Source organism: Monashia sp. HAY1-2A (assembly GCF_056755315.1).
The window spans coordinates 1-11,297 of record NZ_JBNDHY010000138.1; the positions used below are offsets into that span (position 1 = coordinate 1).

10 protein-coding genes are annotated in these 11,297 nt (G+C 75.7%); 7 read left to right on the forward strand and 3 right to left on the reverse strand.

The features are described 5' to 3' along the window. The first annotated feature begins 73 nt into the window (after positions 1 to 73). Entirely contained in the window at positions 74 to 1,045 is a 972-nt protein-coding gene (locus tag ACPYOM_RS17260; protein ID WP_481346912.1) for a zinc-binding dehydrogenase, read from the forward strand. Between the two features lie 64 nt (positions 1,046 to 1,109). On the opposite strand, the gene ACPYOM_RS17265 is transcribed toward ACPYOM_RS17260, so the two are convergent. Both ACPYOM_RS17265 and cofD read right to left on the reverse strand, forming a co-directional pair. Further along, positions 1,110 to 2,222, reverse strand: a complete 1,113-nt coding sequence (locus ACPYOM_RS17265; protein ID WP_481339727.1) for a coenzyme F420-0:L-glutamate ligase — start codon at positions 2,220 to 2,222, stop codon at positions 1,110 to 1,112. Beyond that, on the reverse strand, positions 2,219 to 3,211 hold the full coding sequence (gene cofD, locus ACPYOM_RS17270) for a 2-phospho-L-lactate transferase (RefSeq protein WP_481346913.1): 993 nt from the start codon (positions 3,209 to 3,211) through the stop codon (positions 2,219 to 2,221). The genes ACPYOM_RS17265 and cofD overlap by 4 nt, the downstream gene beginning before the upstream one ends. Positions 3,212 to 3,484: 273 nt before the next feature. On the opposite strand from cofD, the gene ACPYOM_RS17275 reads away from it, so the two are divergent. From ACPYOM_RS17275 to ACPYOM_RS17285, 3 genes are read left to right on the forward strand one after another with little or no spacing between them, the layout of a single operon-like run. Further along, complete coding sequence (locus ACPYOM_RS17275; protein WP_076258264.1) at positions 3,485 to 3,751, forward strand: WhiB family transcriptional regulator; 267 nt, start codon at positions 3,485 to 3,487, stop codon at positions 3,749 to 3,751. Positions 3,752 to 3,803: 52 nt separating this feature from the next. Beyond that, positions 3,804 to 7,058, forward strand: a complete 3,255-nt coding sequence (locus tag ACPYOM_RS17280; RefSeq protein ID WP_481346914.1) for a glycosyltransferase — start codon at positions 3,804 to 3,806, stop codon at positions 7,056 to 7,058. Next, on the forward strand, positions 7,055 to 8,515 hold the full coding sequence (locus tag ACPYOM_RS17285; protein WP_481346915.1) for a DUF5719 family protein: 1,461 nt from the start codon (positions 7,055 to 7,057) through the stop codon (positions 8,513 to 8,515). The genes ACPYOM_RS17280 and ACPYOM_RS17285 overlap by 4 nt, the downstream gene beginning before the upstream one ends. Before the next feature lie 57 nt (positions 8,516 to 8,572). Here ACPYOM_RS17285 and ACPYOM_RS17290 read toward each other — a convergent pair whose 3' ends face one another. Then, entirely contained in the window at positions 8,573 to 9,085 is a 513-nt protein-coding gene (locus ACPYOM_RS17290) for a metallopeptidase family protein (protein ID WP_481339751.1), read from the reverse strand. Positions 9,086 to 9,218: 133 nt separating this feature from the next. Here ACPYOM_RS17290 and ACPYOM_RS17295 point away from each other — a divergent pair, with 133 nt between their 5' ends. The 3 genes from ACPYOM_RS17295 to ACPYOM_RS17305 all read left to right on the forward strand — a co-directional run. Then, positions 9,219 to 9,635: a DUF3499 domain-containing protein gene (locus ACPYOM_RS17295; RefSeq protein WP_481339756.1), complete on the forward strand. Its 417-nt coding sequence runs from the start codon at positions 9,219 to 9,221 to the stop codon at positions 9,633 to 9,635. A gap of 16 nt (positions 9,636 to 9,651) precedes the next feature. Then, the gene (locus ACPYOM_RS17300) at positions 9,652 to 11,127 is read left to right on the forward strand and encodes a phosphomannomutase/phosphoglucomutase (RefSeq protein WP_481346916.1); all 1,476 of its coding nucleotides are present in this window, start codon (positions 9,652 to 9,654) and stop codon (positions 11,125 to 11,127) included. Further along, the coding region (locus ACPYOM_RS17305) for a Trm112 family protein (RefSeq protein ID WP_481346917.1) at positions 11,124 to 11,297 on the forward strand (174 nt) is incomplete at its 3' end. The genes ACPYOM_RS17300 and ACPYOM_RS17305, both read left to right, overlap by 4 nt.

The window sequence follows — 11,297 nt, forward strand, 5'->3', positions numbered from 1 at the left end:
GGTGCGGGTGTCGTCGGTCACGGCCCGCACCCTACCCGGGCCGCGCCGGTGCCCCGCTCACTATGGTGCTGGAATGCTCGCCGCCTACGCCGCCAGTCAGTCCGCGTCCGACCCGCTCTCCGGCCTCGTCATCGGCGAGCGACCCACCCCCGAGGCGCGTCCGGGCTGGTCCGTCGTCGACCTGCGAGCCAGTGCGCTCAACCACCACGACGTGTGGTCGCTGCGCGGGGTGGGGCTGCCCGCCGACCGCCTGCCCATGGTCCTCGGCTGCGACGGCGCCGGCGTGGACCCGGACGGTCGTGAGGTCATCGTCCACGCCGTCGTGCCCTCGGACGGCTGGCGCGGCGACGAGACGCTCGACCCACGGCGCACGCTGTTGTCCGAGCTGCACGACGGCACGCTCGCCGAGAAGGTCCTCGTACCGACGGCCAACCTCGTGCCCAAGCCGGAGGGCATGACGTGGGAGACTGCGGCCTGTCTGTCGACGGCGTGGCTCACGGCCTACCGGATGCTGTTCACGAACTCGGGCGTGCGTCCCGGCGGCACGGTCCTCGTCCAGGGTGCGGGCGGCGGCGTGGCCACGGCCCTCGTGCAGCTGGGCGCAGCCGCGGGCTACCGGATGTGGGTGACCTCGCGCGACGAGTCCCGCGGGGCCCGCGCGCTCGACCTCGGCGCCGACCGGGTGTTCGAGTCGGGGGAGCGCCTCCCCGAGCGCGTCGACGCGGTCATGGAGACCGTCGGGGCCGCGACGTGGTCGCACTCGGTCAACTCGCTGAGCCCGGGCGGCAGCATCGTCATCTCGGGCGCCACGTCCGGCGACGCCCCGCCGAAGGCGGAGCTGACGAAGATCTTCTTCAAGCAGCTGCGCGTCGTCGGCTCGACGATGGGCACGCGCGAGGAGCTGGCCCGACTCGCGCAGCTCGTCGTCACGGCCGGCATCTCCCCGGTCGTCGACTCGGTCCTGCCGCTGGCGGATGCCCGCGTGGGGTTCGAGCGCATGGTCGACGGCGACGTCTTCGGCAAGGTCGTCTTCACCGTCGGCTGAACGCGGGCTCAGCGCGGGCTCAGCGCGGGCCCCGTGCGGGCCCGGTGCGCGTTGAGCGCGGGGCTCAGCGCGCGTCGGGCGGCGCCGACACGTGCACGAGCACCGCCAGGCCGTCGGCGGACGGGACGTCGGCGTCGCCGCGCAGCCCCTCGGCCCACAGCGCCACCTCGAGCCGGGCGACCGCCCGGCCGAGCTCGTGCGGGCTGTCCGCACCGAGCGTCACCGTGAGCGGGCCGATGTCCGCCGTCCCGGACTCGATGCCGTGCAGCGCCGCGCGCACCGCACGGGACACCGACCCGATGCGGCTGTCCGCGCCTGCGGGCGGGATCCCGACGTCCAGGGCGTCCGCGGTTCCCGGCTCGACCCCGAGGGCGGCTCGCACGGCCTCGACGCGTCCGTAGCCGAACCAGTCGCCGGGGCCGGTGCGCACGAGGTCGCGGCCGCGGGGGTGGGCCGTGAGCGGCTCGTCGACGAGCGCGTCGTGGAGTCCGCGCACGAGCGCGACCGGCACCGCCGCGACCTTGCCCTTGGCCAGGTCGGCGGCCGCGGCCACCTCGTCCGCGATGCACCGGGCGGTGACGTCGAGGCGTCTGCCGTCCGCGTCGGTGGCGCCACGGAGGTCGTCCAGCGTCCGTACGCCGTGCGCCCCCAGGGCGAAGTCCACCTGACCGACGCGCCACGGGCGGCCTGCGGTGTCGGACAGCACGACGCCGACCCGGACGCCGTGCCGCGCGACGAGCGCGTCGTGCAGCTCCGCGCAGATGCCGTCCGGGTCGTGGGGCAGCAGCAGCCAGCCCCCGCGGTCGCCCGTGTTCGAGCCGTCGACGCCGGCCGCTGCCATGATCGGGCCCGCCTTGGCCCGGACGACGCGGGTCACCCGGTCCCCGAGCGAGCGCTCGGCGACGACGTACTCGGTCTCGGCGTGCACGACGCGGTCCTTGTCCGGGTCGTGCGTCACGAGGCCGAGGGACTTGCTCGCGATCTTGCTCGACACGACGACGACGTCGCCGTCCTCGAGGCGCAGCCCGGCGTGCTGGAGCCCGGTCCCGACGACGTCGGCGAGGTCCTCGCCCTCGCGCACCTCGGGGATCCCGGTGAGGGGCAGCACGCTGACCGGGCGCGGCACGGCGGCGTCGGACGTCGGGTGCCCGGCCGTCGCGGGGTCGTGCGTCGTCACGCGGGGGTCCTCGCGGGACGCAGCCGCAGCGCCAGGTCGAGCGCCGCCCCGGCCAGGTCGGCGGCTGCGTCGGGCGAGCTCATGAGCAGCGGGCGGTGGACCACCTGCAGGCCGCGCTGCGGCGGCATCGGGTCGTCCTCGGCCACGAGCCAGCCGTCGAGGAAGTCGGCGTAGAGGCCGGCGACACCGGCGCTCGACTCCTCGACGCCGATGGTGCGCAGGCAGACGTCGGCGTGGCCGCGGACCGGGCGCCCGCCGACCAGGGGTGAGACGCCGACGACCGGGGCTCGGCTGCCGCGCAGCGCGTCGCGGACGCCCGGGACCCCGAGGACGATGCCGATCGACACGACCGGGTTGCTCGGTGGCAGGAGGACGACGTCGGCCTCGCGGATCGCGTCGAGGACGCCGGGGGCCGGGGCGGCGCCGTCGAGCCCCGCCACGACGAAACGCTCGGCCGGCAGCTCGGCGCGGTGCCGGACCCACCACTCCTGGAAGTGGATCGCCCGCGGCTGTCCGTCCTGCTCGACGACGACGTGGGTCTCGACCGGGGTGTCGGTCATCGGCAGCAGCCGCACGCCCTGCTCGGGCAGCCCCCACCGCGCGGCCAGCCGGTCGACGACGGCCGACAGGGGCCGGCCCTGACCGAGCAGCTGCGACCGGTAGACGTGGGTGCCGAAGTCCTTGTCGCCGAGGGTGAACCACTGCGGCGTCGCTCCGAGCGCGGCGAGCTCCTCGGCGAGGTGGTGCGTCTCGTCGGAACGGCCCCAGCCCTGGCCCTCGTGGACGGCTCCGCCCAGGGTGTAGAGCAGCGTGTCGATGTCGGGGCACACCCGCAGGCCGAAGAGCGTGATGTCGTCACCCGTGTTGCCGATGACGGTCAGCTCGACCGGCTCGTCTCCGACGACGGACACGGGGGAGTGGACGTGGCGGAGCAGGCCGCGGAGGAACCGGGCGCCGCCGACGCCTCCGGCGAGGGCTGTGATGCGCATGCAGCGATCCTCTCAGCCCCGTGCAGCCGCGTCCGAAGACGGGTCGGAACCCGTTCTACCACAGCCGGGAAAGCGCCTCACCGAGATCGAGCGAATATCACTAACGGGCTTGACGTAGGGCGTATGACACACATGTAATTTCATTGTTGTATTCGTCGGGGTCGGTACCGAGGTCGACGGGCTCACGAAACGGTGGGTCGATCTGCCAGGGGAACGGTGCCGCCGGGTACAGCGAGTGCTGACACACAAGAGAGTCAGGGTCGAGGAGGGGTCATGCACGAGCTGATGGTGGTCATGTCGGACGTCGGGACGGAGGAGGGCGAGCTCTCCTGGCAGGAGCGGTCGCTCTGCGCCCAGACCGATCCGGAGGCGTTCTTCCCGGAGAAGGGCGGCTCCACGCGCGAGGCCAAGAAGGTCTGCGTCGGGTGCGAGGTGCGCGCAGAGTGCCTCGAGTACGCCCTCGCGAACGACGAGCGCTTCGGCATCTGGGGCGGTCTGTCGGAGCGCGAGCGCCGCAAGCTGAAGAAGCGCGCGGTCTGACCGTGGCCGTAGGACCCGGGCCCCAGCCGGTGTCCGGGTGAAGGTGACCGCTGTGCCCGACGAGCTCGCCGATGACCGCAGCGCCCCCCACGGGGGCGCCGCGCACGGGTCGATGTCCGCTCCCTCCACCGGACCCCGGCCCAGCGCGCAGGTCGCCGCGATCGTCGTCGTGCACAACGGTGCGACGTGGCTGGCGCAGTGTCTGGACGGGGTCGCCACCCAGACACTGCCGCCCGCCCGTCTCCTCGTCGTCGACGTCGCGAGCAGCGACACGTCGGCGGCGATCGCGCAGGCCCACGGGCGCGTCCGGGCGGTCGTGCCCCACGTGGACGTGCTGCGTCTGCCGGCCCGGGTCCCCCTGGGCCGCGCCATCGCGGCCGGCATGGAGCGGCTGCACGCCGTCGCCCCGGGCGCTGGGGGCACCGGCCCGGAGTGGGTGTGGGTGCTGCACGACGACACCGCGCCGGCACCGACGGCGCTGGCCCGCCTCCTCGAGGAGGGGCTGCGCTCGCCGTCCGTGGGGATCGCCGGGCCCAAGCTCGTCGCGTGGGACGACCCGCGACGCCTCGTCGAGCTCGGCGTCCAGATCACCCGTACCGGCCGCCGGCTCGGTCGCCCCACGCGGGGCGAGGCCGACCAGGGCCAGTACGACCACCGCACCGACGTCCTCGCCGTGAGCACGGCGGGGATGCTCGTGCGCCGGGCGGTGTGGGACGACCTCGGCGGGTTCGACCCCGCGTTCACCGAGTACGGGGCCGACCTCGACCTCGGTTGGCGGGCCCAGCTGGCCGGCCACCGCGTCGTCGTCGTCCCCGGCGCCGTCGTGCGGGACGCGTCCGCCGGCGTCGACGGCACCCGGCCCGGGGGGCCGCGCCCGCGGGAGGTCGAGCGCCGCTCCCGTCGCGCCGCCAGACAGGTGACCCTGGCCCGCTGCGCGCCGGTGCTCGCGCCGTTCCTCGCCGTGTGGCTCGCGGCCTCGAGCGTCCTCGGCGCCCTCGGCCTCCTCGTGGCCAAGCGGCCGCGGCTCGCGTGGCGCGAGCTGTCCGACGCCTCCGCGCTGCTGCACCCTGCCGCGACGACCGCGGCCAGGTGGCGGGGCCGGTCGACCAAGCGCCTGCGCCGCGGCGACCTGGCGACGCTCTTCGTGCCGCCGTCCGTCGCGGCGCGCACGACCCTCGACCACTTCCAGGACGCCATCGCCCCCGAGCGTGCCGCGCACCGCGAGGCCGCGCCGACCACCGAGACCGGACCGACCGCCGAGGACACCGACTCCCTGGCGCACCTGCCGGCCTCGCTCGGGCGACGGGTCCTGACCCACGCCGGGTTCCTCGCCGTCCTCGCCGCCCTCGTCGCCGCCGTCGCGGCCTGGCGCGACACCATCCGGGCCGGTGGCCTCTCGCCGACGCACACCGGTCTGGCGGGTGGCGAGCTGCGCCCCGTCGCCACCGGGTCCGACGGGCTGTGGCACTCCTTCCTCGACGCGTGGCACGGCGCCGGCCTCGGCACCGCGGTCGACGCCGGGCCCCACCTCGCGGTGCTCTCCGGTCTGACGTGGCTGGCCGAGCGCCTCCCCGGAGTCGCCGACGGCCGGTCCAGCGCCGGCGTGACGATCGCCTGGCTGCTGTTCCTCGCGCCCGTGCTCGCGACGTGGTCGGCCTACCTCGCCGGACGCGTCGTCACCACCTCCCGGGTCGCCCGCGGCACGGCCGCGCTCGCGTGGGGGTCCTCGGCCGTGCTGGTCACGGGCGCGGCCCAGGGTCGCGTCACCCTCGCCGTCGCGCACGTCCTGCTGCCGTTCGTCGTCGCCGGGTACGCCCTCGCCGCCCGCCGTGACGGCACCTTCACCGCCACCTTCGCCACGGCCCTGGCCACGGCGGTGACCGGCGCGTTCGCGCCGCCGCTGCTGGCCGTCTCGGTCGCCGCCGCGCTCCTCCTGCTCCTGCTCGGGCCGGGGCTGCGCCGCGCGCGTGCCCTCGTCCTGCTCGTCGTGCCCACCGCGCTGCTCGGCCCGTGGGTGGTTCGGTTCGTCGAGGACTGGCACCTCCTGCTGTCAGGCCCCGGCCTCGTGGCCACCGGGTCCGACGCGGGCCCCTGGGGGCCGGTGGCGCTCGTCCTCGGGCAGCCGGGTGCCTCGTCGTGGACCGCGTGGCTCGTGGCACCCGTCGTCCTCCTCGGGGTCGCCGGGTTCGCAGTGCGCGCCCGGACCCGGACCGAGTCGGTCGGGCTCGCCGTCGGCGGACTGCTCGCGGTCGTCGGCCTCGCTGCCGCGCTCGGCGGCTCGCGCGTCGTCCTCGGCTCCGCCGAGACCGGCGTCGGCACGTCGGCGGCCGCGCACCTGTGGGCCGGGGTCGGGCTCCAGCTGTGGTTCGTGGGCCTGCTCGTCGGGCTCCTCGCGGGCAGTCGGGCCGTCCTCGGACACCTGCGTCGCGGCCACGGACGGCTGCGGCCGGCCGGGGCCGTCGCGGCCGTCGTGCTCGTCGTGGGGTCGGTCCTCGCCGGTGCCGGCGTCTGGGCGGTCCGGGGGGCCGGCCGGACGCTGTCGGTCGGCGAGGCGACGCTGCCCGCGGTCGCCGTCGACCAGGCCACCGGCCCGCTCGGCAACCGCCTGCTGCTGCTGCGCCCGTCCGACGACGTCGTCGACTTCGTCCTGGCCGGGCAGGAGCCCGGTGAGCTCTTGCGCGACCTCGACCGACGTCCCGACGCCGACGACGCGCCCCTCGTGTCGGCCGTCGCCGCCATCGTCGGTGGCCGGGCCGCCGATGCCCTCGACGCGTCGTCCCTCGCCCGGCTCGGCATCGGCTTCGTCCAGGTGACCGGTGGGGCCGACAGCCCGCTCGCGCGCCGGCTCGACGCGGCCGAGGGGCTGAGCCGACTGGGCAGCGGCCAGCACGGCGTCCTCTGGAAGGTGCGGGCCCTGCCTGCGGCCCAGGGCGCCGAGGACGCCACGGCGCCGTCGCGCGCCCGCCTCGTCGACGGTTCGGGCGGCCTGCTCGCCGTCGTCCCGACCGTCGGACCGCACGCCGCCGTCGACACCTCGCTGCCCGCCGCGACCGGCGAGCGACGCCTCGTCCTCGCCGAGCCGGCCGAGTGGGCCCGGCACGCCGTCGTCAGCTACGACGGCGCGGTCCTGCCCCCCGTGCCCGGCGCTGCGCAACCCACCTACGTCGTGCCGTCGGCGCCGGGCGCCCTGCGCGTCGACCTCGCGGCGGCGCAGCCCTGGTGGCGTCTCGGACAGGGTGCGCTGCTCGCGTTCGTCGTGTTCATGGCGCTGCCCTTCGGCAACCGTCGCTCGAGGAGGCGCGCATGAGCAGGGCCGCGGGCATCATCCGGTCCGTCGCGGTGGCCGTCGTCGCGGTCGGCGCGGCCGTCGGTGCCACCCACGTCAGCGGCTCGCTCCAGCTGGCGGCGCCCGGGGACCGCGCGGGCCTGCCCGAGACCTCCAGCGTCCTCGTCGACGACTCGACGCTCGTGTGCCCCGGCCAGCAGCGGCTCGGCGCCGTGGGCCTGCGCGACGTCGAGGGGGACGTCACGGTCGCCGCGTCCGCCCCGGACCCCGGGGTCGTCGCCGGGGCACCGAGCGGTGGCGCGATCACGCTGCTGTCCGGCAGCGACGCGTCCGGGCTCGGCCAGGGCGGTGCCGCGGGCTCGGCCGTGACCGCCACCGTGAAGACGGCCGACAGCGTCCTCGCCCGAGCCACCAGGGGACTGGCCCCGGGCCTCGTCGCGACCCAGGTGTGGAAGCACACCGGCGACGACGACCGGGGCCTGGCCGTGACGCCGTGCCAGCTGCCCTCGTCCGACGTCTGGCTCGTCGGCGGGGGTGCCGGTCCGTCCCGCACGGAGCGGGTCATCCTCGGCAACCCCGGGGCCAATGCCGTGACCGCCTCGCTCGAGGTGTTCGGCGCGCGCGGTCGGGTGGCCGGCCTGGACGACCGCACGATCTCGGTCGAGCCGCACTCGCGCGCGATCGTCTCGCTCGACGCGCTCGCGCCCGACCTCGCCAGCCCCGTCGTCCACGTCACCGCCACGGGTGGCGTCCTGTCCGCCGTGCTCGACGAGCAGTGGATCGACGGTGCAACGGCACGCGGCATCGACGACGCCACCCGCGCCGCCCCGCCGGGGACCGACCTCGTCGTGCCGGGGATCGACGCGTCGGGCTCGGTGTGGGCCCGCGTCGCCAACCCCGGTGACACCGAGGCGCTCGTCCGCCTGAGCCTGCTCACCGACGCCGGACCGGTCCAGCCCGACGAGCTGCGCGCGGTCCGGGTGCCCGCCGGGTCGACCCTCGACGTGCCCATCCAGCGCGCGTCCGGCGCGTTCGGTCTCGGGGTCCGGTCCGACCAGCCCGTCGTGGCCGGCGCCTGGACCGAACGGCGTGCCTCGACCGGTGACCGCATGGGCGACTTCGCCTGGACCGCGGCCACGCCGCGCCTCACCGGTCTCGGCGGGGTCCTGCTGCCGGGACTCACGGGCACGACCAAGCGTCTCCTCCTGACGTCGGGCCAGACCGCGGCCCGTGCGCAGGTGCGCACCGGCACGGGGGACGCCGCTCGCACGACGACGGTCGACGTCCCGGCCGGTTCGACCGTGGCCACCGACCTCGGCGACGCCGACAGCGTCTGGGTCGTGCCGACGAGCGGTGAGGTCCGCGGCGCCGTCTCGGTCGCCGGAACCGACGGCGGTGTGCCGACGTTCTCCATCGCCGCCGTCCAGTCGGCCCCGGTCCGAGCCCTGTCCGTCCCGGTGCGCCAGGTGCGCAACTGACCGGCGCAGGCTGTCCGACGTCGCACGGCGAGATGGCCGCCGCGACGCAGGGCCTCGTCAGTCGCCGAAGCCGGGGTCGAGCTCCTCGGGGGCGACGCCGAGGAGGCCGGCAACCTGCTCGGTGACGATGTCGGCGACGAGCGCGGCGACGTCACGCCGGTCCGAGACGCGGGTCTCGACCGGGCGGCGGTAGACGACGATCCGCGCCGGCCGGGCACCCGTGGCGGGGAAGAGGCGGCCCAGCGGCACCTCGCGGTGGTCCCAGGCCGCAGGTCCGCGCGGGACGTCCTCGACCGCGAACTCGACTGCGGGGAAGGCGCGCCCGCAGGTGGCCTCGAGCCGGGCCGCGGCATCGAGCACGTAGTCGTCGAACTCGTCGCGGCGGGAGACCATCGCCGGGACCGGCGGCCAGGCGAGCGGTCCGCGCCTGCCGCGCCCGTGCCGGTCGCGCCGACGGGGGAGCGGGCGCCGGGAGGCGGCGGCGCTGCGTCCGGAGTCCGGGTCCGTGCGCTCGGACGGGTCGCGCCCGGTGTCGGGTCCCGCGCCCGGGGTGGTGCCGGAGGTGCTCACGGTCCCACTCTAGATCGACGGGTCGGCGCGGCCGGTCGGGACGCGAGGAGTGGCGGACCGGCGGCAGGGACGCCGTCGCGTCCACGGCGTGGTGATTCGTCCTCGTCCGACCGGGCGACTAGAGTCCCGCGACGTGGGTCTGACTCGTGGTTGCTCGAAGACGGGGTGCGCGCGCCCTGCGGTCGCGACCCTGACCTACGCCTACGCCGACCGTGCCGTCGTCGTCGGCCCGCTCGCCACCTACGCCGAGCCGCACACCTACGACCTGTGCCTCGAGCACGCCGAGCGCATGACGGCCCCGCGCGGCTGGGACGTCGTGCGCGTCGGTGGGGAGTTCCCCGAGCCGCAGCTGGCCGGTGACGACCTGCTCGCCCTCGCCGACGCGGTCCGCGAGGCCGCCCGTCCGCGCCAGCCGCGTCAGCCGAGTCAGTCGCGTCAGCCGACCCCGGGCGAGCGCGCCGAACCCCGGGGCCAGGCGGCGGCCGAGGCCCAGGCCGGTGTCGTGGAGTCCGGCCGGCGCGGGCACCTGCGCATCCTGCGCGACGGCTGACCACTAGGGTGGGCGCGTGCCTCATCTCGTCGACTTCGTCAAGGCCTACGACGTCCGGGGGATCGTCCCTGACCAGCTCTCGCCCGAGGTGGCTCGCGCCATCGGCGCCGCGTTCGCGGAGGTCGTCGCCATCCCGGACGGCAGCGCGGCTGTCGTCATCGGGCACGACATGCGGCCGAGCTCGCCCGAGCTGTCGCAGGCGTTCGCGGCCGGAGTGACCTCGCGCGGCGTCGACGTCGTCCACGTCGGCCTGTGCTCGACCGACGGTCTCTACTACGCCAGCGGCGCCCTCGACCTGCCGGGCGCGATGTTCACCGCGAGCCACAACCCGGCCCAGTACAACGGCATCAAGATGTGCCGCTCCGCAGCCCGCCCGGTCGGCCAGGACTCCGGGCTCGCGGAGATCCGCGACCTCGCCCAGTGGCTGCTCGACGGCGGCACCGGCCTGGCCGAGCCGGTAGGGGGCCCGGGCAGCGTCACGACCCGCGACCTGCTCGGTGACTACGCCGGCTTCCTCCGCTCGCTCGTGGACCTGTCCGGCTGCCGGCCGCTCAAGGTCGTCGTCGACGCGGGCAACGGCATGGGCGGGCACACCGTCCCGGCCGTCCTCGGCACGGGTGCCGGACTGCCCGAGCTGCCGCTCGAGGTCGTGCCGATGTACTTCGAGCTCGACGGCACGTTCCCCAACCACGAGGCCAACCCGCTCGACCCGGCCAACCTCGTCGACCTGCAGGCCGCGGTCCGCGAGCACGGCGCCGACATCGGTCTGGCGTTCGACGGCGACGCCGACCGCTGCTTCGTCGTCGACGCCGACGGTGAGCCCGTGTCGCCGAGCGCGATCACCGGCCTCGTCGCGGCGCGCGAGATCGCCCGGGCGCGCGAGGGCGGCGACCGCGAGGTCTCCATCGTGCACAACGTCATCTCCAGCGCGGCGGTCCGCGAGGTCGTCGCCGAGAACGGCGCCAACCCGGTGCGCACCCGCGTGGGCCACTCCTTCATCAAGGCCGAGATGGCCCGCGCCGGAGCCGTGTTCGGCGGCGAGCACTCGGCGCACTACTACTTCCGCGACTTCTGGTTCGCCGACACCGGGATGCTGGCGGCGATGCACGTCCTCGCGGCCCTCGGCGAGCAGGACGTCCCCCTGTCGCGTCTGTGCAGCGAGTACGAGCGCTACGTCGCCTCCGGCGAGATCAACTCCACCGTCGAGGACCAGGCCGCCGTCGTCGAGCAGGTGCGGGCGTGGGCGACGGTCCGCGGCGCCGGCACCGACGAGCTCGACGGCCTCACCGTCACCTGCCCCGAGGGCACCGAGCCGATGTGGTGGTTCAACGTCCGCGCCTCCAACACCGAGCCGCTGTTGCGGCTCAACGTCGAGGCCGCCGACCGTGAGACCATGGAGCGCGTCCGCGACGAGATGCTCGCCCTGATCCGGTCCGGCGACGGTGTGGCGGACGCGATGACGGACCCGACCGACACAGGAGACGCATCGTGACCACCCAGCAGACCATCGAGCCGTGGCTGCGCGCCATCCTCCGCTGCCCGAAGTGCAAGGGCGAGCTGACCGACGCGACGCACGACTCGGGGTCGGGCGAGACGCCCGAGCTGCGTTGTGCCACCGACCATCTCGCCTACCCGGTCGAGTCCGGGGTGCCCGTGCTGCTC

Excerpts from the sequence above, each read along its gene's own strand:
- ACPYOM_RS17275 (WP_076258264.1), top strand. The coding sequence starts at position 3,485 with ATGCACGAGCTGATGGTGGTCATGTCGGACGTCGGGACGGAGGAGGGC.
- ACPYOM_RS17260 (WP_481346912.1), top strand. The coding sequence starts at position 74 with ATGCTCGCCGCCTACGCCGCCAGTCAGTCCGCGTCCGACCCGCTCTCC.
- cofD (WP_481346913.1), bottom strand. The coding sequence starts at position 3,211 with ATGCGCATCACAGCCCTCGCCGGAGGCGTCGGCGGCGCCCGGTTCCTC.
- ACPYOM_RS17285 (WP_481346915.1), top strand. The coding sequence starts at position 7,055 with ATGAGCAGGGCCGCGGGCATCATCCGGTCCGTCGCGGTGGCCGTCGTC.